Annotated in this window: 17 protein-coding genes; 10 read left to right on the plus strand and 7 right to left on the minus strand. The window is 50.7% G+C overall.

Annotated elements, in window-relative coordinates; genetic code table 11:
* Positions 1–4: 4 nt before the first annotated feature.
* Together ICL55_RS00570 and ICL55_RS00575 are read right to left on the minus strand one after the other, a co-directional pair.
* On the minus strand, positions 5–757 hold the full coding sequence (locus ICL55_RS00570; RefSeq protein ID WP_188094103.1) for a tyrosine-protein phosphatase: 753 nt from the start codon (positions 755–757) through the stop codon (positions 5–7).
* A 182-nt stretch (positions 758–939) separates the two neighbouring features.
* A complete protein-coding gene (locus ICL55_RS00575) occupies positions 940–1,464 on the minus strand; it encodes a GAF domain-containing protein (RefSeq protein ID WP_343067667.1) in 525 nt (174 codons plus the stop codon).
* Positions 1,465–1,716: 252 nt separating this feature from the next.
* On the opposite strand from ICL55_RS00575, the gene idi reads away from it, so the two are divergent.
* Positions 1,717–2,256 carry an isopentenyl-diphosphate Delta-isomerase gene (idi, locus tag ICL55_RS00580; RefSeq protein ID WP_188094104.1) on the plus strand — a complete coding sequence of 180 codons (540 nt, stop codon included), beginning with the start codon at positions 1,717–1,719 and terminating at the stop codon, positions 2,254–2,256.
* Positions 2,257–2,431: 175 nt separating this feature from the next.
* Positions 2,432–3,406, plus strand: coding sequence for a terpene synthase family protein (locus ICL55_RS00585; protein ID WP_188094105.1), 975 nt, complete (start codon positions 2,432–2,434; stop codon positions 3,404–3,406).
* An 11-nt stretch (positions 3,407–3,417) separates the two neighbouring features.
* On the opposite strand, the gene ICL55_RS00590 is transcribed toward ICL55_RS00585, so the two are convergent.
* Together ICL55_RS00590 and ICL55_RS00595 are read right to left on the minus strand one after the other, a co-directional pair.
* On the minus strand, positions 3,418–4,473 hold the full coding sequence (locus ICL55_RS00590) for a hypothetical protein (protein WP_188094106.1): 1,056 nt from the start codon (positions 4,471–4,473) through the stop codon (positions 3,418–3,420).
* Between the two features lie 2 nt (positions 4,474–4,475).
* A complete protein-coding gene (locus ICL55_RS00595; protein ID WP_188094107.1) occupies positions 4,476–5,180 on the minus strand; it encodes a TMEM175 family protein in 705 nt (234 codons plus the stop codon).
* A gap of 309 nt (positions 5,181–5,489) precedes the next feature.
* Here ICL55_RS00595 and ICL55_RS00600 point away from each other — a divergent pair, with 309 nt between their 5' ends.
* The 4 genes from ICL55_RS00600 to ICL55_RS00615 are packed head-to-tail and all read left to right on the plus strand — an operon-like array spanning position 5,490 to position 11,918.
* Positions 5,490–6,767: a TolC family protein gene (locus tag ICL55_RS00600; protein ID WP_188094108.1), complete on the plus strand. Its 1,278-nt coding sequence runs from the start codon at positions 5,490–5,492 to the stop codon at positions 6,765–6,767.
* A 39-nt stretch (positions 6,768–6,806) separates the two neighbouring features.
* The gene (locus ICL55_RS00605) at positions 6,807–7,949 is read left to right on the plus strand and encodes an efflux RND transporter periplasmic adaptor subunit (RefSeq protein WP_188094109.1); all 1,143 of its coding nucleotides are present in this window, start codon (positions 6,807–6,809) and stop codon (positions 7,947–7,949) included.
* 22 nt (positions 7,950–7,971) lie between these two features.
* The gene (locus ICL55_RS00610) at positions 7,972–11,145 is read left to right on the plus strand and encodes an efflux RND transporter permease subunit (RefSeq protein WP_188094110.1); all 3,174 of its coding nucleotides are present in this window, start codon (positions 7,972–7,974) and stop codon (positions 11,143–11,145) included.
* Between the two features lie 14 nt (positions 11,146–11,159).
* Complete coding sequence (locus ICL55_RS00615; RefSeq protein ID WP_188094111.1) at positions 11,160–11,918, plus strand: class I SAM-dependent methyltransferase; 759 nt, start codon at positions 11,160–11,162, stop codon at positions 11,916–11,918.
* Positions 11,919–12,421: 503 nt separating this feature from the next.
* Here the strand turns inward: ICL55_RS00615 and ICL55_RS00620 are convergent.
* Together ICL55_RS00620 and ICL55_RS00625 are read right to left on the minus strand one after the other, a co-directional pair.
* Entirely contained in the window at positions 12,422–15,346 is a 2,925-nt protein-coding gene (locus ICL55_RS00620) for an FAD-binding and (Fe-S)-binding domain-containing protein (RefSeq protein ID WP_246496132.1), read from the minus strand.
* Positions 15,347–15,430: 84 nt separating this feature from the next.
* On the minus strand, positions 15,431–16,330 hold the full coding sequence (locus tag ICL55_RS00625; RefSeq protein WP_188094112.1) for a DUF72 domain-containing protein: 900 nt from the start codon (positions 16,328–16,330) through the stop codon (positions 15,431–15,433).
* A gap of 180 nt (positions 16,331–16,510) precedes the next feature.
* Between ICL55_RS00625 and ICL55_RS00630 the strand changes: the two genes are divergently transcribed.
* The 3 genes from ICL55_RS00630 to ICL55_RS00640 are packed head-to-tail and all read left to right on the plus strand — an operon-like array spanning position 16,511 to position 20,735.
* Positions 16,511–17,929, plus strand: coding sequence for a glycogen synthase (locus ICL55_RS00630; protein ID WP_188094113.1), 1,419 nt, complete (start codon positions 16,511–16,513; stop codon positions 17,927–17,929).
* A 51-nt stretch (positions 17,930–17,980) separates the two neighbouring features.
* A complete protein-coding gene (locus ICL55_RS00635) occupies positions 17,981–19,252 on the plus strand; it encodes a glucose-1-phosphate adenylyltransferase (RefSeq protein ID WP_188094114.1) in 1,272 nt (423 codons plus the stop codon).
* 13 nt (positions 19,253–19,265) lie between these two features.
* Positions 19,266–20,735, plus strand: coding sequence for a glycoside hydrolase family 130 protein (locus ICL55_RS00640; RefSeq protein WP_188094115.1), 1,470 nt, complete (start codon positions 19,266–19,268; stop codon positions 20,733–20,735).
* 4 nt (positions 20,736–20,739) lie between these two features.
* On the opposite strand, the gene ICL55_RS00645 is transcribed toward ICL55_RS00640, so the two are convergent.
* Positions 20,740–21,741 (minus strand): glycosyltransferase family 4 protein, encoded by a 1,002-nt coding sequence (locus tag ICL55_RS00645; RefSeq protein WP_188094116.1) that lies wholly within the window; start codon positions 21,739–21,741, stop codon positions 20,740–20,742.
* A 181-nt stretch (positions 21,742–21,922) separates the two neighbouring features.
* Between ICL55_RS00645 and bshC the strand changes: the two genes are divergently transcribed.
* The gene (gene bshC, locus ICL55_RS00650) at positions 21,923–23,509 is read left to right on the plus strand and encodes a bacillithiol biosynthesis cysteine-adding enzyme BshC (protein WP_188094117.1); all 1,587 of its coding nucleotides are present in this window, start codon (positions 21,923–21,925) and stop codon (positions 23,507–23,509) included.
* The last annotated feature ends 38 nt before the right edge of the window (positions 23,510–23,547 follow it).

Consider the following 23,547-nt stretch of genomic DNA (forward strand, 5'->3'; position numbering starts at 1 on the left):
CATGTTATCGGCTCGCCGTTAATTTATTGTTTTTAAAAGGATATTGTTCCAGCCGTTTCAGCAGCTTTTTGTTCTGCGTAATTTCCTGTATCGCCTGCATATGTTTTTCATGATGCAGGTCAGTGCCGATGTAATCGATCATATTGGCCTCCAATAGCTGCGTGGCAGCCTGTTGCACGTGTTTGCCGTAATAGCCGGTGAGTGACAGCAGGTTCATTTGCAGTTGGCATCCCCACGATTTAAATTCCTTGTATTGATTGAAATTTTTGTGGCAATAGTTGTATCGTTCCGGATGCGCAAGCAGTGGCATATATCCCCGTGCACTGAGCTGAAACAGCCAATGGTGCATCTGTGGCGGTGCAGACACAAACGAAATTTCCACGAGCACCAGCCGGCCGTTGAGCGTCAGCAGCGGTGATTTCAACAGTTGTTCGAACTGCTCGTCCATATAATACTCCGCTGCATAATTAAAAGGCACGTTGATCTGTTGCGCAGCCAGTGCGGCCTCTACCTCGAGGTATGGACCATGGAGGGTTTCCTGTGAATTAGGATACCGGTCCATCATAATGTGAGGAGTGGTAATAATTTTCTGAATACCCAGTTCATGCAGTTGAGTTACAAATGCTACACTGGTGGCTACATCGGGAACGCCGTCATCGACCCCCGGGATCAGGTGCGAATGGATGTCAGTTTCAATGCCTGACAGGAAAGGTTCCAACAATTTGCCAGCATCCCGCTTTTTCCTGAAGAAGAACATGGTTAAATTTTCCTTTGATTTTTCAGGACTATGGTTCGCAAAATCTTTGCCACAGATTAAATGGCGAGTTACGAATTACGAGTTACGAATTAGGTCTTTTTTTATGAAGCAGCTGATAAATAACCTTTCTATTAGACTGCCCTCCATTCGTAATTCGTAATTCATCATTCGTAATTAATAATTTATATGGTAATCAATTTAACAATTTCTTCCAGATACTGTTGATCGGTCGTATCAAAATGATCTGGCAGCTCGCTGTCCACATCCAGCACACCGGCCACTATGCCGTCTTTCATCAGGGGTACCACGATTTCAGATTTGGAAAGACTGCTACAGGCGATGTGTCCCGGAAACGCTTCCACATCCGGTACAATCAGCGTGGTGGCCTGTGCCCAGCTGGTGCCGCATACCCCTCTGTTCTTACGGATACGGGTACACGCTACAGGGCCCTGAAATGGCCCCAGTACCAGCTCGTCCTGCTTTACCAGATAAAAACCCACCCAAAACCAGCCGAACTGCTCTTTCAACGCTGCGGCCACATTGGCCAGATTGGCTACCAGGTCAGGTTCCCCGTCCAGCAGCCCTTTTATCTGCGGAATAAGTGACTGGTATTGTACGGCTTTATCTCCCTGGATAATCTGTAAGTCTTCTGCCATTTTTTTGCTGTAAAGATACAGCACGCCAAGGCGCCAAGCAGCAAAGCGCACAAAGATTTCTGTTTTTGGCTCTTTTTTACTTTTTTTTGACCATTTCTGTGTCTTTTTTATGGGAGGGATGTGGTGAGCAGTCGCACTTTTTGCGCGCTTTGCTGCTTAGCGCCTTTGCGAGAATTTTTTCACTTTTCCCGTTATTATTGTATATTTAACTGAAGTAACCATTAAAGAAAACAGGGCTCATTTTTAGTAATTCGCGATCATTTCAGACAGCTAACAGCTTTATTAAATTATCTTTGCTACACTATGAATCAACCTGAAGTAATACTAGTGACTGAATCCGATGAAGCTATTGGTACCATGGAAAAAATGGAGGCGCATCGCAGGGGCCTGTTGCACCGCGCGTTCTCTGTATTTATTTTAAATGATGCCGGAGATATTTTGTTACAACAACGGGCACTGGGAAAATACCATTCTCCCGGCCTGTGGACCAACGCCTGCTGTAGTCACCAGTTTCCCGGCGAAACCACCCCTGACGCCGCCCACCGACGGCTGAAGGAAGAAATGGGTTTCGACTGCCCACTGGAGGAAATTTTTGCTTTTACTTACAGGACAGCTTTTGACAATGGTCTCATCGAACATGAATTTGATCATGTGCTCATTGGTACTTACAATGGTGCAATTCACCCCGACAGCACGGAAGTAAATGATTACAGGTATATGTCTGCCAGTCAGATTCTGGAATTGATGGAGCAGGAGCCAGACCGCTTCACCAGCTGGTTCCATCTCGCATTGCCCAGGGTGCTCAAACATCTGAATATGTCCGTCACCACTGCCGGCATGTAACCACCCTGTACTTTATTGTTACATCTCATTTGCTGTTAACCGAAAATTTAGCCGACTTTTTACTGTGCCAACAGGTATGGTGGGCTATTGATATGCCCGCCCGCCGCCGTTTTCCCTGATTTTCACCTATGCCATTTCATAACCCTTAATAGTTAACTGCTAAATCCTCAGACACATGACAACGATCCAGTTTCCCCGGATCCAGTATCCGTTTCCTTCCCGTTTGAATTCCCATGTGGCAGCTGCCCAGCAACACGTAGAAGACTGGGTGCATCATCATGGTTTATTGTCTACCGACAAAGCGAGGGCCCGCTTTGCCAAAGCCCGTTTTGCCTGGCTGGCCGCCCGCGCCTTCCCGGACGCAAGGCTGCATGAGCTCTGCATCATCGCCGACTTTAATACCTGGCTGTTTATCCTCGATGATCAGTGCGATGAGGCGGATGCCGGCAAAAAATCAGGCTTCCTGCGCAGTGTCATGACCGGTTTTATGGACATCTTCCGTAATCCTGATCCCCGTACGCCGGCCAACAACGCACCGCTGCCGGCAGCGCTCATCAGTATCTGGGAACGGATGAAAGCCATCAGCTCACCGGAATGGCAACAGCGCTTTATCCGCAGCATGGAAGACTATTTCGACTCCTGCCTCTGGGAAGCGCAGAACCGCGAAAATCGTATAGTCCCTACCGTAGCGGACTATGTACGGATGCGCCCCTATACCGGCGCCCTCCTCGCCGACGTGGAGGCAATAGATATTATAGAGAAAATATATTTGCCTGCCGACACGCTGCAAAACGCCCTGCTCAAACGCATGGTACAAGCCTGTAATAACATTGTATGCTGGTCGAACGACCTCTTTTCTTTCCCGAAAGAACATACTGCCGGCGACGTCCATAACCTGGTACTGGTACTGCAGCATGAGCGCCAATGCTCCCTGCAGGAGGCGGTAGATGAAGCCGCCCGCATGCACAACGAAGAAGTGGCCATTTTTGTGGTGTTGGAAAAACTGTTGCCGCTCAGTGGCAACGAGAGAGACTACGAACTGCTGCGCTACGTGTCCGTACTGCGTTCCTGGATTACGGGCAACTTCGACTGGAGCCTGCAGGATACCGGACGCTATAGCGCCATGATGAAAGAATATGTCAACAGTTGAGAGAGAAGATCTTAGCCCCGGGTTTCGGCCCGGGGTGCTTTGCGTTTGTTCATGTATTTCTCTATCCGCTTGCCCAGCCACCAGAAGGAAACGGCCAGGATGGAAAAGAACAGGCCCTTATTGGTCCGGTCCCAGAGGTATTCAAAATAACGGGTATACAGGTCGAGTAACAGGAATATAACGCCGAGGTCACGCAACAAATCATCTTTGCTACGGATGCCCAGCAGGAGGGTAAGGATACACTGTGCGCTGAACACCACCACCCACCACAACAGATGTACCTGTCGCAGTGCCTGCCATTCCTCCCAGGTGCCGCAATTGCCGAAAATAGAGATCAGCCAGCCCGAGAGCAGGAACAGCAGCCAGCCGCCGCCCCAGGTGATTTCTTTCGCAGGCAGGAAAATAGCTGTGCGTTTCATCAACCAGCCGGCAACTATCATAACGGCCCCCAACAGGGCCATGCGGCAGGGGAGGTTCATACCCAGAAAATAAGGAGCATCACCGCTGATATAATAGGTCAGTTTCACATAGGCGGGTATCAGGCAGATCAGCGTAGCGATCCATAACAGCCGCGAATGCAGTGTCAACGCCACTGAAGCATATACGAGCGTGGCCAGCAACCAGAAAACACCATAATTGCCACCGAGGTAGTCCATGCTTTTGCCCAGGTATACTACGGTAACGCCCGTACTCAGTATCGGTAACAACCAGAATAACTCACGATTAAAAGAAAACGCAGGCTGATGCTTATTGCGGCGCCATCCCTGATAACACAGGAAAGCTGTCAGCCCGGCAAACAGAAAGGCGATCACACCGTCAGTCAGCGAGAATTTCTTCCGCAGCACCTCAATCCATTTTTCGTCCAGTACCAATGATCCAAACGCCATCAGGGCGCAGGAAATGGCAGCAATAAAAATATAGAGGGTGATCGTCTGCCAGTCGTTGGTCCGGACAGTATAGCTTTTCTGCAGGTCCTCCGCCTGTGTGTCGGTGACCAGCCCGTCCTGCTGCCACTGCCGGATGACCCGGTGCAAAAACTGTCCGTCTCTTTTATCTACTTCTATCATGGTTAACTGGGTTTATCGCCTACATGTACCAGGCGCAGGGTATTGCGTTTTTTGATCTTCAACCGAAAATGATTGAAAAAAATCAATAACGGAATCAGACAGAAACTGAGATTTTGTATGGTTGTATTGTCCGGATAAATAAAATAAGCAAGCGCAATCGCGGTAAACCCGAAGGCCATCGTCAGAAAACTGTATTTCAGCCGCTGATACAGCAACTCTTTTTCTGTATGAAGTCCTGCTACCGCCAGCCCCGGCTTGCGCTGGAAAATATAATAGCTGATCCAGAACAGCCCGGCCAGGCATCCGGCCAGGTTAAACAGGTAAATATACAGCGGCAACATGAAATGGTTGCCCATATGCATCATGGCGCCGGTGGAGAAAGGAAAGGTGACGATGAAAAAAAGGAAAAAGAGATTGCGGTGGATCAGCCCATCGTCATAGTGTTGTAAAAAACGACACAGGTGCAGGTGCCATTTCCAGAAAGTACCGATGAACAGAAAACTCATCGCGAACGTGAAAAACTCCATCAGAAAGGGATTCAGCACCTGCCGGTAGCCGCCCGGAGGCAGCTGCGCGGGCATCGTCGGTAACTTGATCTCAATAATTAACAGGGTAATGGCAATGGCAAACACAGCATCGCTGAACAACACTGCCCGGTCCAGCTCAAACTCACGGTGTGCAGGTTTGGCTTCCTTGATAACTGACATAGACATAATAAAAACGTATGGCTTTTCGGCAATATACGAAAAGCTAAAGAAAGCGTCCAGCCACCCTTTTTTTAATCCAACAGTTTCGTATATTCGGGTAGCAGCATTTCCTGTGCGACCGCCTCCGGTCAGAATTCATTTATGCGTTGCGGCCTTGTCAACCGTCGATAGCTGCTTTACAACCTTTTCTTTTTTCATTTGTTAGGTATTTATCAATCATCATATACTTTCAATGTTATAAGTATGCGTTGTACCCTTATATTGATTTCTACGCTTTTTTTGTCAGGAATAAATACCACTTACGGGCAGATGGATACAACCAGGGGAAACTACGCCTTTAACCTGGTCGACTGCATACAATACGGGACCGCGCATCATCATGATATGGTCAATGCCAACCTGGACGTGGATTTTTCAAAGGAACAGGTAAAGGAAGCCACGGCAAAGCTGTTTCCGCATGCAGATATCAATGCTAATTTCACGGACAACCTGAAGCTGGCCACCTCGCTGATTCCCGACATCGCCAGCGGCAACTATGACCGGAAAATTCCCGTGCAGTTTGGGACCCGCTTCAGTTCCAATGCTACCGGCCAGGTGAACCAGACCGTTTTTCAAAGTGATTATTTCCTCGGACTGAAAGCTTCCCGCGTGTACCGGGGACTGGCCACCAAAAGCCTGACACGCACGGAAATAGATACCAAGGTGGCCATCATCAAAGCCTACTACGCGGTGCTCACCAATCAGGAGAATATCCGCCTGTCAAAATCCAATCTCGATCAGCTACGTAAAACCCTCACCGACACCAAAGCCCGTTATGATGCCGGCGTGTCTGAAAGGGTAGACGTGGACCGGATACAGGTGTCCTATAACAACGGCGTTACCCAGATCGAAAACCAGATCCGGGAACTCGTATATACGATGCAGTTATTGAAGTTTCAGATGGGCATGCCGCAGGAAAGTAACCTCGAGCTGAAGGAAACCGTCCAGGACCTCAACGTGGAGTCGTTTTCTGCTGACACGCTCAATTATAAAGTGGAAGACCGTATCGAATACAGCATTCAGAACACCCAGATAGCCCTGAATGAACTGAGCCTGAAAAGCAAGAAGATGGCTTATCTGCCACAGCTGAATTTTTTCATCAACTACGGCGTTAACTGGTTCTCCACCCGCTTCGGCGACCTGTACAAAGAAGGTTTCGGCGCTTCCGCGCTGGGGCTCAATTTATCATGGTCCATTTTTACCGGTACGGAAAGGCTGCATCAGATCCAGGAACAACGGATCACCCTGAAAAAATCACAAAATGATCTCGACTTCCTCTCACAACAGATCAAGCTGGAAGTGAAAAGTGCGAATACAGCCTACGAAAGTAATAAAGCCACATTCGTGACACAGAAGACGAATATGGCACTAACGCAGGGCATATACGACCGCATAGTACTCAAATTTGAACAGGGAGTAGCTACCAGTCTGGACGTGATCTCAGCGGAAAGTCAGCTCACCCAGGCCCGGACAGACTACGTCAACGCCATGCTCAGTACCCTGATCAGCAAAACGGACCTGGATAAAGCCACTGGCAGAATCAAATAATATAACAGCTCATACAACAATTATTAATTTTTTCTCCATATGCACCTGAAATCAAATTGGATCATCATCGTGGTTGCGCTGCTGGGCACTGCCTGCGGTGGTGGAAAAAAAGAACAGCAACAGGCAGCCATGATGGGCAAGATGAAGGCAACCGTTGTAGCGCAGGAAGTAGTACCGGCTTCCTATACCGTGCACTCTCAGTTCCCCGCTACCCTGATGGCCCACGATGAAGTGGCTATCCGCTCCGACGTGACCGGCTATCTCTCCGGCATCAAAGTGAAAGACGGTAGTATGGTGAAAAAGGGACAGCCCCTGTATGAGATCGATAAAAGCCGCTATGTGGCCGCTTATGGCCAGGTGGCTGCCAGCCAGCAACAGGCAGAAGCTGACCTCGCTCAGAAGCAGAAAGATTATGAGCGATATAAAACCCTGCTGGAGCATGATGCTATTTCCAAACAAACGGTAGACCAGGCATACACTGCCATGATGACGTCCAAAGCCAACGTGGCGGCCGCTAAAGCAGCTGTGGCCCGGGCAGGCACCGATGTCAATCACGCCGTCATCCGTGCTCCGGTCAGCGGCAGCATCGGCATCGTACAGATCAAAGTCGGCGATATCGTCAACGCCGGCCAGACGCTGATCAACACCCTCGTCAACGAACATCCCATCTTCGCGGATTTTGATGTGCCACAAGCCAGCATCCCCCAGTTCCTCCGCATCCAGAAAGGACAAGGGGATGAAAAATTCTTCCTCAGATTCACCAGCGGTGAAAGTTATGGGGAACAGGGAAAAATACAGGCCATCAATAATATCGTGGACCCGCAGACCGGCACTATCCGGGTGCGGCTGGTATTTGATAATAAAGACAATCAGCTTAAATCGGGGATGAGCTGTGTAGTGGTCATGCAGTACTCCACGCCGGCCACGCAGGTGGCCATCCCTGCTAAAGCAATCGTAGAGACCCTCTCCGAAACTTCCGTGATGACCCTCACGAAAGACAACGTGGTACAACCGGTGCATATCAAGCCCGGCCCCGTTGCAGATACCATGCTGATCGTAGAAAGCGGCCTGAAAGCCGGCGACAGGATCATCGTGGAAGGCCTGCAGAAAGTGAGGCCCGGAGATACCGTGAATGTGGCCGGTCCCGGTACGCCGGCAACACCTCCGGCCGGTAAACATTAATTCCTAAAATCGCCATCACAGTATGATCTCAAAAACTTTTATAGAGCGCAAGAATACTACGATAGTTATAGCCATCATCCTGGTGATTGTAGGGTTGATCTGTATGTTTAACCTGCCTATTGCCCAGTTGCCCGATATTGCGCCGCCTGTAACGGACGTAAGGGCCGTTTATGTGGGCGCCAACTCCACTACGGTGGAAGAAACGGTGACCACGCCCATCGAAAACCAGGTGAATGGTACGCCAGGCGCCATGTACATTCAGTCCGTCAGCGCCAACGACGGCTCCATGAGTATCACGGTGACATTCAACCTCGGCACTGATCCGGACATCGCCACACTCGACGTGCAGAACAGGGTAAGCCTCGCGCTCCCCAGTACGCCGGATGAAGTAAGACGTGTAGGGGTGACCGTTAAAAAACGTTCCAATGATATGTTGATGGTAATCGGGCTCAATTCACCGAAAGGCAAACATACCCGTGAATTCCTCGACAACTATATCAATATCTATCTAAAACCAGAGCTGGCCCGTATCGCCGGGGTGGGTGACGTGAACGTGTTCTCGCAGGACTATAGTATGCGTATATGGCTCAACCCCGACAAGATGGCGGCGCTTAACCTCACGGCCGCTGATGTTGCCCGGGCCATCACCGAACAGAACCAGCAGGTACCCGCCGGTAGCATCGGAGCGCCGCCCATGTCCCGTACGCAGGCTTTTGAATATACGGTCAGTGTAAAAGGCCGTCTGGCCACCTCGGAAGAATTTGGCAACGTCGTGGTAGCGAAAAACCCCAATGGTGGCCTCGTTCGTCTCCGCGATGTAGCCCGTATCAACCTGGGCTCCTTTAGTTACGCCATCGATGCGAAAGCCGATGGTAAAACCGGTAGCGGTCTGGCGATTTATCTGGCGCCAGGCGCCAATGCGCTGGATGTGAACGACCGGGTGATCGCTAAAATGGAAGAAATGGGCAAGTCCTTCCCGGAAGATGTAAACTGGCTGATCCCTTTTGAAACCACGTCGTTTGTAAAAATATCTATTGACGAAGTGTTTCATACCTTCCTCGAAGCGCTGGCGCTGGTGGTAATAGTGGTGTTTGTGTTCCTGCAAAACTGGCGCGCCACCATCATTCCGATATTGGTAATCCCGATCTCCCTGATCGGTACTTTTATTTTCTTCCAGTTACTCGGATTCTCCATCAATACCCTCACCTTGTTCGGTTTCGTACTGGCCATCGGTATTGTGGTGGATGATGCCATTGTGGTGGTGGAGGCGGTCCAGCACCACATCGATGCAGACCTGATGTCTCCACGGGAGGCTACGTTTAAAGCGATGTCTGAGGTGCAGGCACCGGTAATCGCTATCGCCCTGATCCTGGCGGCAGTGTTTGTGCCGGTGGCGTTTATTCCCGGGGTAAGCGGACGGTTGTACCAACAGTTTGCGCTCACGATCGCATTTTCAGTATTGCTTTCCGCCTTCCTGGCATTAACCCTCACACCGGCGCTGACAGCCATCCTGCTGCGGCCAGCGCATCTCACCAAAAAATCCCACGGGCTGAATAAACTCTTTTATAAGTTCAACGAATGGTTTGCCCGCGTTACCAACCGTTATGGTAACATGGTGATGCGTTCCATCCGCTTTACGCCGGTGGTGCTCATTTTGCTGGGTGTGTTGTTCGCCGCCGCTTTTTATCTTTTTAAGAAGACACCCACCACTTTTGTTCCTCAGGAAGACATGGGGGCCCTCTTTATAGCATTGGAATTGCCGGAAGCTGCATCTACGGAACGAACAAAAGAAGTCGTGGATGAAATCGGGCATATTCTCGGTTCCGACAGCGCTGTCAATCACTTCTTCGGTATTACCGGGATGAACTTTGTGGCGAATGCGGTGAAACCTAACTCCGGCACTTTCTTCGTGAGCCTCAAACCATGGGATGAGCGCTACGCGCACGGAGATGATATCAATAAAGTGCTGGGCCGTATCCAGGGCGCCGCCTCCCGCATCATAGGGGCCACCATCATTGCCATCCCCGCGCCTACATTACGTGGTATGGGTACGTCGGGCGGCTTCTCGTTTGTGCTGGAGCAGAAAAGTAATCCGGACATCAAACAGTTTACTCAGGTGATGGGCCAGTTCCTGATGGCGGCCAACCAGCGACCCGAAATTGCCCGTGCTTATGCCTTTTTCAGTGCCAATACCCCGCAGTTCAATGTGGAAGTGGACAGAGACAAGTGTAAGCAACTGGGGGTAGCAGTCAGTGATGTGTTCAATGCCTTACAGACTTTCCTTGGCGGTCTTTATGTCAACGACTTCACGCGTTTCAGCCGCAGCTTCCGCGTGGTGATGCAGGCAGACTCGCTCTATCGTACCAGTATCGATAATCTCGCTACCTATTACGTACGCAATAACCTGGGCCAGATGGTGCCACTGAGTGCGCTCATCACCTCCAAAAAAGGAGCAGGTGCACCGGTAATCAACCACTTCAACCTCTACCGCTCCGTGGAAATAGACGGAGATAGCAAAGTGGGCTACAGTAGCGGTGACGCCATCAAGGCTTTGCAGGAAGTGGCTGCCCAGGTGCTACCGGAAAACTTCGGTTACGAATGGGCCAACGTATCGTTGCAGGAAATCAAGGCGGGCAACAGTAGTGTGCTCATCTTCATGTTGTCTATCCTGTTTGTGTTCCTGCTGCTCACCGCATTATACGAAAGCTGGTCGGTACCCTTTTCGGTATTACTGGCCGTGCCGGTGGCGTTGTTTGGCTCCATAGTGGCGCTGGCGCTGACCAAACAGGCCAACAGCGTATATTCCCAGATAGGTTTGATCACCTTGATCGGTCTGGCGGCTAAAAACGCCATCCTGATCGTGGAGTTCTGTAAAGAACGTGTGGACAGGGGGATGCCGCTGCTGGAGGCTACGTTGGAAGCGGTTAAACTACGTTTCCGGCCTATCCTGATGACCTCCTTTGCATTTATCCTCGGCGTAGTGCCGCTGTGTCTGGCGAAAGGCGCCGGCGCAGCGTCCCGTGTTAATATAGGCTTTACCGTTATTGGCGGTATGCTCGCCGCTACCGTGCTCGGCGTGTTCACCGTTCCGGTATTATATGTGCTGATCACCAAACTGGCCTACGGCAAAAAGAAACTGGCCGAACTGGAAGCACATGGCAATGAAGAGAAAAAACCGAAAGGGCTGGGTGAATAGCTTTATTTTTGGTCATGAAAAATACGGAACGATTCAGCAACAGGGTCACGGATTACGAGAAATACAGGCCACATTATCCGGTGGCCATGATCCCGTACCTGTCGGCCACGGTGGGACTAACGCATAATAGCGTCATCGCCGATATTGGTTCCGGTACCGGTCTTTCGGCACAGCCATTTCTGGATAATGGTAACACGGTATATGCCGTAGAGCCTAACGATGCCATGCGCGCCTCCGCAGAGCAGCAGCTGGGCCGTTTTCCCGGTTTTAAAAGCATTGCCGCCACGGCAGAGCATACCACCCTGCCCAATAATTCAGTAGACCTCATCGTGGCAGGCCAGGCTTTCCACTGGTTTGATCAGGTGCTTACCCGCAAAGAATTTCACCGTATCGCTAAGCCGGACAGCTTCGCAGCGTTAATGTGGAACATCCGTCCAACCAACTCTCCGTTTGAGTATGACTACGAGCAACTGCTGCAACAACACGGCACAGATTATAAACATATGCAGCAACGCAATGTAAGTGCCGTACAACTCGCCTCGTTTTTTCTCCCCGGCACCTTCCGCGAGAAAACCATTCAGAATGCACAACGCTTCGATTTCAAAGCCCTGAAAGGATTGCTGTCATCATCTTCGTATATGCCAGCCCGTTCTCATGAAAACTACGGGCCCATGATCAAGGACCTGGAAGACCTCTTCAATAAATATCAGGAGAATGGCATGGTGGTGTTTAAATATGAAACACGGCTCTATACCGGAAGATTGAGCGAATAAAAACGAACATTTTATTTTCGTTCGCGTTTCCCATTCCCCATTCCCCATTCCCCATTCCCCATTCCCCATTCCCCATTCCCCATTCCCAGGGCTGAAGCCCTGGGCTATGATGTTGTTCAGGCATGTATTGAGGCTACACTGCCTCTGGGAGCATATTACTATCAGGCATAAAAAAATCCCGGAAATTGCTCCGGGATTTTTTTATGTCATTGTATTGTCAATCAATCAATCAATCGATCAATCAATCAATCAATCAATCAATCGATCAATCGATTAATATGATTGTTTCTATTCATTGCTTCAGGCTTGCCACGTTGCTGACATTTCTGACGCTAAGATCGTTTACCATACATAAACTACGGGATTCCTAATTAGAAAGAAATTGAACAACATCGTAGCCCAGGGCTTCAGCCCTGGGAAAACAAATGCCGGAAAACAAATGCCGGAAAATAAAACGTTGAAACGTTAGAAGCTAATGCCTGACATAAGCACTGTAACGTCCATTACGCCAACGCTTCAAATAATATTTCCACGGGATGCTGCGCTTTTACGCCGGTACCATCTTTCACCTGATGGCGGCAGCTGGTGCCGGGCGCAGCTATCAGCGTACCGGCGGCGGCGTTACGGACGGCCGGGAACAGCACCATTTCCCCGATCTGCATACTGAGATCGTAGTGTTCTTTTTCGTAACCGAAGGAGCCGGCCATACCGCAACAGCCGGAAGGGATCACTTCCACGTTGTAATGTTGCGGGATAGAGAGCATTTTCTTGCTGTGCAGCGCGGAAGACAATGCTTTCTGCTGACAGTGGCCGTGCAGCTTGATCTGCTGTGGTTGGCTGGTGAATTGGGCGGCGGTGATATGTCCTTTCTCTGCTTCGCTGGCGATGAATTCATCGATCAGGAAACAGTTTTTAGCCAGTGTTTGCGCTTGTGAACGAAGATTTTCCCGGACAAGGTCAGGGTATTCGTCGCGGAAACTGAGGATGGCGGAAGGCTCTACGCCCAGCAGGGGGATATTGTCGTTGATAACGGTACTGAATATACGCACATTCTGTTCTGCCAGCTCGCGTGCCTGGCGCAGCAGTCCTTTAGACATATATGCGCGGGCACTTTCCGGGTGGTCGATCATTTTCACTTCATAGCCCAGGCGATGCAGCAGTTGCACCGCTTTGATACCAACGGGGGTATCGTTATAGTTGGTGAACTCATCGCAGAAGAGGTAAACGGTGCGGCTGCCGGTGCCCTGTTTTTCTTTGGGCCAGGTTTGGTTGAACCATTTCCGCAGGGTAGTACTGTGCAGGCCGGGCAGGGAGCGTTTGGCAGCGAAACCGCTGAATTTCCGGATAAGGCCGCCGGTAAAGCTGTTATTGATCAGGCCATTGTAGAGGCTTGGCGCAATGGCAGCGAGACCAGACAGTTTAGAGAAATTGCCGATCATTTTGGCCCGCATCGGTACGCCGTTGGCATCGTAGTAATGTTGCAGGAATTCCATCTTCAGCTTCGCCATGTCCACGTTGGAGGGGCACTCTGACTTACAGCCCTTACAGGCCAGGCAGAGGTCCAGTACATCATAAATCTCTTTATGATCGAAGCGGTTTTCTTTGGTGGAGTGTGTGAGGAATTCACGCAGGATGTTGGCCCTGGCGCGGGTCGTATCTTTTTCGTTGCGGGTGGCCATGTAGCTGGGGCACATGGTGCCGCCGCTCAGCGGTGTCTTACGGCAGTCGCCGGAACCGTTGCACTGTTCTGCGTGCTGTAGTACGGTCTGTTCCGGGAAATGGAAGATAGTATGGAAGTCCGGTGTTTTCTGTCCGGGTTCGTAGCGCAACATGCTGTTCATGGACGGCGTGTCCACGATTTTGTTGGGATTGAAGATGTTTTCAGGGTCCCAGGTGTATTTGATCTGACGTAGCAGTTCATAGTTTTTCTCGCCTACCATCTGACGGATGAATTCTCCGCGCAGTCGGCCGTCGCCATGTTCTCCGCTGAGGGAGCCGTTGTATTTTTTTACGAGGGTGGCTATTTCTTCCGCGATGGTCCGGAAGAGTTGATTACCTTCTTCCGTTTTCAGGTTGATGATAGGGCGGAGGTGGATCTCTCCGCTACCGGCATGGGCGTAGTGTACGGCATGGAGGTCATACTGCTGCAGGATGAGATTGAAGTCGCGGATAAAATCGGGGAGGTCTTCCACGGCCACCGCGGTGTCTTCAATCACCGGAACGGCTTTTTCGTCGCCGGGGAGGTTGCTGAGTAGCCCCAGCCCCGCTTTGCGGAGCGTCCAGATTTTTTTGGTGTCTTCTCCAAACAGGAGCGGGAAGTGGTAACCCAGTCCTGCGGCACGCAGTTGGGCTTCCAGCCTGCCGGCTATTTCTTTCACTTCTTCGCGGGTATGGCGGCAGAATTCCACCACGAGGATGGCGCCGGGATCTCCCTGTACGAAGAAGCGGTTTTTACGTTGTTCGATATTGTCTTTGGTGCATTCCAGGATGAAATGGTCTATCAGCTCACTGGCGCTGGGTTTGAAGTCCATCACCTGGATATTGGCCCGCAGGGATTCATCGATGCTGTTGAAGTGGATGCACAGCAGACCTGTTTCTTTAGGAGGAAGGGGGTCGATGTGCAGTTTTATTTCTGTGATGAACGCGAGGGTCCCTTCGGAGCCTGCGATGAGTTTGCAGAAGTTAAAGTCTTCGGTGCCGGCGGTAAAAGGAGCGGTTTCCAGCAGCATATCTACGGCGTAGCCGGTATTGCGGCGGGGGATGCTCTTTTTGGGAAATTCACGGCGTATTTCCTCCTGGTTGCGATAGTCGCTCAGCGTGCTGCGTATCTGTTGATAGATACGGGTTTCGAGGGTGTCGGGGCCTTCACACTTGGCGTGGAAGTCGTCCGGGCTGAGGGTGCCGAAGGTTACCTCTTCACCGTTGCTCAGCAGGGCTTTTACTTCCAGCAGGTGTTCACGGGTACTGCCGTATACCACGCTGTTGGAGCCGCAGGAGTTGTTGCCCACCATACCGCCGATCATAGCGCGGTTGGCGGTGGATGTTTCAGGGCCGAAGTAGAAGCCGTGCGGTTTCAGGTACATGTTCAGCTCGTCGCGGATGACGCCGGGCTGCACCCGCACCCAGTTTTCGGCGGTATTGAGTTCCAGTATTTTAGTGAAGCTGCGGGACACGTCGGTAATGATACCGTTGCCCACCACCTGGCCTGCCAGCGAGGTGCCTGCCGTGCGGGGTATCAGCGATGTTTTGTTGGTACGCGCAAAAGAGATAAGTTTTTGCAGGTCGTCTGTTGATTCAGGGATGACCACAGCCAGCGGCATCTCACGGTATGCCGACGCATCGGTGGCATAGAGTGTCCGCATGGTATTGTCCGTATAAAGCGTTCCTTCCAGTTCCTGGGCCAATTGTTCCAGCTTTTCGCGCATCATGGTATGTACCGGGTTTTGAGAGGGCGAAATTAATATTTCAGTCCGGCTTTTTTATCTCTTGTAATGTATTCGTCAAAAAAAACACTATTCCTTTACAAATTGCGGCTTTTTTACCTGTAGTCCGCAAACAGCTTCTATCCTGTCGGCCAGATAGGCTGCCAGGTCGGGCGACAGGGCTTCGTCGTGCATGTGCATGAAGAAATAAATCTCCTGCAGGCCGTTGTCCAGCCAGTATTTGATACGGTTGGCCCAGTCGTCGATACGGGTATAGTCGGTGGGGTGGAGGCTGTTGCCCACAAAACGGATGAATATTTTAGGGACGGTGAGGTGCATATGGGCGCAGTCCCTCCTGCCGGCGGTGTCGGTAATGATGGCGCCTACTTTCAGTTCCCGCAGTTTGTCGAACAGTTCCAGCCGGACGGCTTCATCTTCATACCATTCTTTATGTCTTACTTCCAGAAAAAACTGCAGGTCGGTAGGCAGCGAGGCCAGATAATCGTATAGTGCTTTCCGTTTGGCCGGCCCGTATTTGTCGCTCAGCTGCAGGAAAATAGGCCCGAGGTGTTTGCCGAAAGCCAGCACTCCCTCCAGGAAAGAGGTGGTCTTGGGACCGGCGGTAGCGGGACTGAGATTGCTGAAATGACTGATGGTCTGCGGCACTTTGGGACAGAATTTAAATTCCATGCCTTTAGCGGAAGCATCCCATTTGGAGATGGTGTCCGGTCCGTAGATCTGATAGTGGGTAGCATTGAGTTCAATGCTGTTGAAATGGCGCACATATTCGGGAAGGAAAAGGGCTTCTTTGGTGCCTTTGGGGTATATTTTCCCTATCCATTCCTTACGGCCCCATTTGGCGCAGCCCAGCCAGGCCTGCGGTTTCTTAACGGGCTTGCCTTTCAGCACTTTCTTGTTGAAAAGCGGTTCAGCGGGCAGTTTGAAGTCGAGTTCTTCCAGCTCCGCAGGTGTTACACGGCCAAAATCCATAACAGGAGGTTTAACGGGTGCACATGACAATCACCGGTAAAAGGGATAAAGGTAGGTACTACAAATATACTAAAAGCCGGGGGCTACGGTGGTAAAACACACTGCTAAAATAAAATGGTCGAAACCCTTTGTTTTCTTGTTTTTACCTGTTAACTTAAATTAGATTATCAATTATTTAGCATGGAGATTTTACACGTTAGCGCGGAATGTTACCCGGTAGCCAAAGTAGGTGGGCTCGGTGACGTGGTAGGGGCATTGCCCAAATACCAATACGAGCTGGGGACCATCGCCAAGGTGGTGGTGCCGGCCTACAGGAATAAATATTATGATACGCATGAATTTGACGTGGTACACCAGGCAGGCATGTGGCTGGGACACGACTGGTATCATTTCAATGTTTTAAAAGAGCGCAACAATGAGCTGGGCTTCGATTTATATCTGGTAGATATCCCCGGTCTGCTGGATACCCCCGGAGTATATGGTTACCCTAATGATACAGAAAGATTCCTCGCCTTCCAGATCGCGGTACTGGACTGGATCAATGAATGGAACCATCTGCCGGATGTTGTGCACTGTCACGATCACCACACAGGCCTGATCCCCTTTCTGATGAGTTACGGTTATAAATATGAGCGCATGAAGGAAGTGCCTTCCGTGCTCACCATCCATAACGCCCAGTATCAGGGCCAGTTTGGGTGGGACAGACTGTACCTCATCCCGTCTTTCGACTTGTGGAAGTCCGGTTTGCTGGACTGGGGCGGCGCTATCAACCCGCTGGCTGCCGCCATTAAGTGCGCCTGGCGCGTGACCACCGTATCGCCGGGTTATTTAGAGGAGCTGTATCAGAACGCCAATGGCCTGGAATGGCTGATCAGTCATGAAAAGGCGAAAACGGTGGGTATCATCAACGGCATTGATACCGCTGTGTGGGACCCGGAAACCGATCATATGGTGCAGGCCAATTACGATCTGGAGACCGTAGCCCAGGGTAAGAAGGAAAATAAACAGGCCCTCTGTGAGCGGTTCGGTTTTGATGCGTCGTTGCCGCTGGTATCCTTCATTGGCCGGTTGGTAGGCGATAAGGGCGCCGACCTGCTCCCGGAAATCATCAGTCGCACCTTACATGAGCTGCCCGGTGAGGTAAACTTCCTCGTACTGGGTAGCGGAGATCCACATGTGGAATGGTCACTACAACAAACCCGGCATGACGTAAGCTATGGGTTTAATTTACATATTGGTTATAACGAAGCACTGTCACACCTGATATATGCCGGCAGCGATTTTCTGTTGATGCCGTCCAGAGTAGAGCCCTGCGGGCTAAACCAGCTCTATGCGCTCCGTTATGGAACGGTGCCCATGGTGCGCAGTACCGGCGGATTAAAAGATACTGTGACCGATTTTGGAGATCCCGGTGGTTTTGGCATACGTTTTAATCAGGCAGGGGTATGGGATGCCTGTTACTCCGTAAAACGTGCAGTGGAACTGTTCAATGATACCGCCCACCTGTCGGATATACGGCTACGTGGTATGCGGCTCAATCACTCGTGGGGACGCTCGGCCCAGCAGTACCTCGATGTATACCAGCGTATAAAAGGCTAATTCATGATGATAACGCACTGCGAATTCCTAATCTAAACCAACGTCCACACTATGACTAAAGATGTTATATCCATTATTCTCGGAGGCGGTGCAGGTACCCGCTTATATCCCCTTACCCGCCGTAGGTCCAAACCGGCGGTGCCCCTTGCCGGTAAATACAGACTGGTGGATATCCCCATCTCCAACTGCCTGAACGCGGAACTGAACCGTATTTTCGTTTTAACCCAGTTCAACTCTGCCTCGCTTAACAAACACATCAAAAACTCCTACCACTTCAGTCATTTCGACAAAGGGTTTGTAGATATCCTGGCCGCAGAACAAACGCCCGACAACCCAACCTGGTACCAGGGCACTGCGGATGCGGTAAGGCAGTGTCTGCACCATGTGGAGAATTTTGACTTCAAATATGTGCTGATCCTTTCCGGAGATCAGTTATACCAGATGGATTTCCGCGATATGATCCAACATCATATAGAAACCTGTGCGGAAATATCCATTGCCACTATTCCGGTATCGGCGAAAGACGCATCGGATTTCGGTATCCTGAAAACGGATGATTCCGGCGCTATCGTTTCCTTTACAGAAAAGCCCTCGCAGGACGTGCTGCCGCCATGGGCGTCTGAGGTCAGTGAAGAAATGAAATCCGCAGGGCGTGTGTACCTTGCCAGCATGGGTATCTATATCTTCAGCCGGGACGTGCTTTTTAATATGTTAGGCAAACAACCGGAGGCGGCCGACTTTGGCAAACAGGTGATCCCGGAAGCCATCGAAGCCAAAGCCCGTGTGTTCAGTTATCAGTACGAAGGCTACTGGACCGACATCGGTAATATCTCTTCTTTCTGGGAGGCCAATATCGGGCTCACAGATGATATACCACAGTTTAACCTGTTCAACGAATCCCAAACCATCTATTCCAGGGCGCGGATGCTTCCCCCCGCCAAAATATCCGGCACGATGGAGAAAACAATCATCGCCGATGGTTGTATTATTATGGCGAGCCGGTTGGAGCGCTGCGTAGTGGGTATCCGTACCCGCATCGGCAAAGGCTCGGTCATCTCCAACACCTATATCATGGGAAGCGACTATTACCAGACCCTCGACGAACTCGACAGGGCCAGTGCGGAAGGCCGCCCACCGATGGGGATAGGCGAAAATTGTGTGATCGACAGGGCTATCATTGACAAGAACTGCAGTATCGGAAACAACGTACATATCAAAGGCGGAGACCATCTCCCGGATGGCGACTTTGAAAAATATACGGTGAAAGACGGCATTGTTGTTGTTAAAAAAGGAGTAGTCCTGCCGGACGGATTCAACATCTAACAAAACAATACACATGCGACTGTCAATTGAGCGGAAACCTACCAAGATCTATCCTGATCTGAAAAGGGTGGTTGCCAGGTTTTTTTTCAATGGCGAAGCCAGGGCAAAGTCCATTATACAGCATGTCGCTACCATGACCGATGAGGAGGTGGAGGTAACGATAACGCCTATACTGAGAGAGTTCTCCCGGCGTCACCGTAACATCACCCGCATTTTTGAAAAACATGCTGACAGGATCCGGCACCTCTTTGCGGCGGCCCAGGTCAACTATGATGAGCTCTCCCTGAAAAGAAAACTACTGACAGGTTCGTATTTTACCAATGAATATTCTATTGAATCTGCTGCCTTTTTTAATCCGTCGATGATTGAAGATGTGGACCAGAGCGGATTGGAAGAAGGAGAAAAAAGAGTGATCCTCAGCTTCCGGGCCGTTGGCGAAGGACATATCTCGTCCATCGCTTTCCGGAGCGGCATCATCGACCGTAACAACCAGATTTCCCTACAGACAGCCGGTAACTACGTGGACGAAGCGGAAGTGATCCGCAATGCCATGTATAAAAAAGATACCTTCTTTCAGAACGCCGTTTCCATCAAACTGCCGGACCCGGTGATGCAGGAAGTGATGAACAGCCTGCCGGAAGAATTCGAATACATGGCCCTGAAAAAGGTCATCCGTGAAATGCAACAGCGCTATCAGGTCGATCATCTCGTGAAAAAAGCGCTGGAAAGGCTGCTCTGGCTGGCAGATTCATACTATGAACTGAACTTCTCCCTCGATACCGATATTTCCGACCGGGTGATTTTCCCTTACTCCGACGCCGAAAGCCGTGGGATTGAAGATGCTCGTTTCGTGAAATACCAGGAGGAAGATGGCCGTATCATCTATTATGCTACCTACACCGCATTTGACGGGGTGGCTATTCAGCCCAAACTATTGTGTACAGATGATTTCTATAACTTCAAAATAATGCCCTTGTACGGAGAGGGGGCCCAGAATAAAAACCTGGCCCTCTTTCCCCGCAAGATCAAAGGTAAATATGTGATGATATCCCGTATTGATGGTATCAACGGATACATCATGTATTCTGATAAAATCAATATCTGGGAAAACCCGCAAATACTCCAGACGCCCAAATATCCCTGGGAATTTGTACAGGTGGGCAACTGTGGCTCTCCAATAGAAACACCGGAAGGATGGCTGGTGATCACCCACGGGGTGGGCCCCATGCGTACCTATTGCGTCGGCGCCAGCCTGCTGGACCTCGACGATCCCGGCACGGAGATCGGTCGCCTGAAGGAACCGCTGCTCATGCCCAACAAAGACGAAAGGGAAGGCTATGTGCCCAATGTGCTCTATTCCTGCGGCTCCCTTGTACATAATGAAGAACTGATCATCCCTTACGGCCTCTCTGATTACGCATCCGGCTTCGCCACGGTCAACCTCGAAAGACTGCTGGCCCAGATCAAGGCAGACGGCGCATAGCCTGTCAAAGCGAATGATATACTTTCAGATAGTCTTCCGTCATTCTTTCGGTGGTGAAATGCTCATGCGCATGCAGATGACAGGCATAGCGGTCTATCTGTCCCAATACTTCCACAGCAGCTACAGCTTCTGCTGTTGTATCGACTAAAAAGCCGGTGTTCCCGTCCCGTATCAGCTCCGGCATGGAGCCTCTGTTGAACGCAATCACAGGGGTGCCGCACAGCATGGCTTCGGCCACACTCAGTCCGAATGGCTCGTTAAAATGAATAGGATGTAACAGGGCGCTGGCTTTCCCAAGCAGCTCGCTGCGCGCAGCGCCGCCCACAGGGCCCAGGTAGATGATTTGTTCCTCATCTATATAAGGTCTCACCTTTTCTTCAAAATATTCTTTCTGTTGGATGATACCGGCTATCAGCAACTGCCGGTTGGCCTGCAACGCTATCTGTATGGCCTCATACGTACCCTTGTCGGGATGGATGCGCCCATAGTACAGCAGGTAATCGTCCGGCACCGGCGTAAACGCGAAGTCGTCTGACCTGACACCATTGTATACTGTGGCTTTGTATTGCAGGGTAGGATGCCGGTCGGCATTGCTGATGGCCACATAGTGGCCTGTCTGGTTGTAACGCTGGTATACCGGAACGATCTTTTCGGAGGAAAAACCGTGAATAGTCGTCACCATCGGGGTGCCGATCAGGCGGGAATAGGTGAGCGGGAGAAAGTCGAAATGATTGTGGATGATGTCAAAGTGGTGCGCCTGTTCCATCAGGTAGCTGATATGCATGCACTCATAGACTTTGGCATCTGCCTGGCGGTCTTCCTCATAGCCTTGCGGGCAAATCCACGCCAGCTTGCCTTGTGTCAGTGAGTCGCCGGTGGCGAAGAGGGTCACGTCTGCGCCGCGGGCGATCAGGCCTTCTGCGAGGTTGGAGGCCATCTGTTCCCAGGGGCCGTAATGCCGGGGTGGTGTCCGCCAGGCCACGGGCGAAAGGATTGCGATCTTCATAGTATTCCGGTTTCCGATCCTGCATTACGGCAAATTCTAATCCATAATCGTCCGCCCATCAAATTTCATTAGTAAAAATCCTTAAATCACTTTTTCTTATCTAACTTCGTACATTCAAAAGTTTCGATGTATTGAGATATATCCGTTACTTTTATTGATCATTTGTAATTCGACACGTAATATGCTCGAGTATATTCCTTACGGGAAGACAGGCTATTTTAATCAGCTGGTAACAGATTTTTTAGCAGACGCGCCACAGATCAGACCTTTTTATTCCTACTCGGCTGTTCGTCCGGATTTTACTGCCGCTATAGCCGCACGACAACAGTTTAACACCCCGAGAGCTGCGCTGGTAGCTGCATTGGAGCAGCAATACCAACACCTGGAACCGGAACAGGCCGTTCAGGATAATATCGCCCGCCTCGCTCATCCTCAGACATTCACGGTGACGACCGCCCACCAACCCAATATATTTACCGGCTACCTGTATTTTGTTTATAAGATACTACAGGCAGTCAAACTTTGTCAGGAGCTGCAACAGCAATATCCGCAGCATCACTTTGTGCCCGTGTATTATATGGGTAGCGAAGATGCCGATCTGGATGAACTGGGCAGCATCTATCTGGAAGGTAAAACTTTGACCTGGGCGGCAGGCCAGCAGGGTGCTGTCGGTCGCATGCATCCGGATGGGCTGGAGCAGCTGATCGGACAGATAAAAGATACACTCGGGTACGCGCCACATGCAGGAGAACTGATCACGTTGTTGCAGAAGGCTTACCTGGAGCACCGCAATATTCAGGATGCCACGCTGTACCTGGTGCATGCCTTGTTCGGGCGTTATGGACTGGTGGTATTGGTACCCGATAACCCGGCACTGAAAAGCCTGTATATTCCGGTGATAAAGGATGAACTGTTTCATCAGGCATCCCATAATATTGTCAATAATACCCTGGAACAACTGGGGGCACATTATAAAGTACAGGCCAATCCCAGGGAGATCAACCTGTTCTATTTGCGGGACGGGATGCGTGAACGCATCGTTCAGGAAGGGGAGCAGTGGAAAGTATTACACACCTCGTTGAAATTTGACGCTGCTGAACTTGAAAAAGAACTGGTGTCGCATCCGGAGCGTTTCAGTCCCAATGTTATTTTGCGGGGCATGTTCCAGGAAACCATCCTGCCCAATATCGCTTTCATCGGTGGTGGTGGCGAGATCGCCTACTGGCTGGAGCTGAAGGCGTTGTTCGCCCACTATGGGGTACCTTATCCGATTCTGCTGTTGCGTAACTCGCTGTTGCTGACGGATGAACTGTCTGCCCAGCGGCTCGACAAACTGGGTATCACTACCGCAGAATTATTTGCTACTACCGATGATATCGTGAACGCCTATGTGAAAAAGCATACGAATGCGGCACTGGTGCTGAAAGAAGAGTATGCAGCCATTGAAAAGCTGTACGACAGTCTGGAAGAAAAGGCCCGCAGCATTGACGTGACGCTGGTGGCCAGTGCAGGAGCAGAAAGGAGTCGGGCTTTGAAATCTATCGGTAAACTGGAACATAAGTTCCTCCGTGCAGAGAAGAAAAAATTCGCCTGGCAGACAGACCAGATCAAACAAGTGAAAAATAAACTCTTCCCGGGCGGGTCGCTGCAGGAGCGCAAGGAAAACTTCATGCCCTGGTACGCAGCGGAAGGCCCGGCTTTCCTGGACCGCGTACTGGCGGCGCTGACGCCGGTCACGGACCAGTTTACAATAGTAAGCCAGGTGTAACATTTTGGGATTTTTTGATGTACGATTTTGGAAGTTCG

It is taken from the genome of Chitinophaga varians (genome assembly GCF_014529945.1).
Classification (GTDB): domain Bacteria; phylum Bacteroidota; class Bacteroidia; order Chitinophagales; family Chitinophagaceae; genus Chitinophaga; species Chitinophaga varians.

What these genes read in the sequence shown, in the direction of transcription:
- bshC (WP_188094117.1), top strand. Translation starts at nt 21,923, where the DNA reads ATGCTCGAGTATATTCCTTACGGGAAGACAGGCTATTTTAATCAGCTG.
- ICL55_RS00625 (WP_188094112.1), bottom strand. Translation starts at nt 16,330, where the DNA reads ATGGATTTTGGCCGTGTAACACCTGCGGAGCTGGAAGAACTCGACTTC.
- ICL55_RS00585 (WP_188094105.1), top strand. Translation starts at nt 2,432, where the DNA reads ATGACAACGATCCAGTTTCCCCGGATCCAGTATCCGTTTCCTTCCCGT.
- ICL55_RS00640 (WP_188094115.1), top strand. Translation starts at nt 19,266, where the DNA reads ATGCGACTGTCAATTGAGCGGAAACCTACCAAGATCTATCCTGATCTG.
- ICL55_RS00605 (WP_188094109.1), top strand. Translation starts at nt 6,807, where the DNA reads ATGCACCTGAAATCAAATTGGATCATCATCGTGGTTGCGCTGCTGGGC.
- ICL55_RS00620 (WP_246496132.1), bottom strand. Translation starts at nt 15,346, where the DNA reads ATGATGCGCGAAAAGCTGGAACAATTGGCCCAGGAACTGGAAGGAACG.
- ICL55_RS00615 (WP_188094111.1), top strand. Translation starts at nt 11,160, where the DNA reads ATGAAAAATACGGAACGATTCAGCAACAGGGTCACGGATTACGAGAAA.
- ICL55_RS00635 (WP_188094114.1), top strand. Translation starts at nt 17,981, where the DNA reads ATGACTAAAGATGTTATATCCATTATTCTCGGAGGCGGTGCAGGTACC.
- ICL55_RS00570 (WP_188094103.1), bottom strand. Translation starts at nt 757, where the DNA reads ATGTTCTTCTTCAGGAAAAAGCGGGATGCTGGCAAATTGTTGGAACCT.
- ICL55_RS00590 (WP_188094106.1), bottom strand. Translation starts at nt 4,473, where the DNA reads ATGATAGAAGTAGATAAAAGAGACGGACAGTTTTTGCACCGGGTCATC.
- ICL55_RS00630 (WP_188094113.1), top strand. Translation starts at nt 16,511, where the DNA reads ATGGAGATTTTACACGTTAGCGCGGAATGTTACCCGGTAGCCAAAGTA.
- idi (WP_188094104.1), top strand. Translation starts at nt 1,717, where the DNA reads ATGAATCAACCTGAAGTAATACTAGTGACTGAATCCGATGAAGCTATT.
- ICL55_RS00610 (WP_188094110.1), top strand. Translation starts at nt 7,972, where the DNA reads ATGATCTCAAAAACTTTTATAGAGCGCAAGAATACTACGATAGTTATA.
- ICL55_RS00600 (WP_188094108.1), top strand. Translation starts at nt 5,490, where the DNA reads ATGGATACAACCAGGGGAAACTACGCCTTTAACCTGGTCGACTGCATA.
- ICL55_RS00595 (WP_188094107.1), bottom strand. Translation starts at nt 5,180, where the DNA reads ATGTCAGTTATCAAGGAAGCCAAACCTGCACACCGTGAGTTTGAGCTG.
- ICL55_RS00645 (WP_188094116.1), bottom strand. Translation starts at nt 21,741, where the DNA reads ATGAAGATCGCAATCCTTTCGCCCGTGGCCTGGCGGACACCACCCCGG.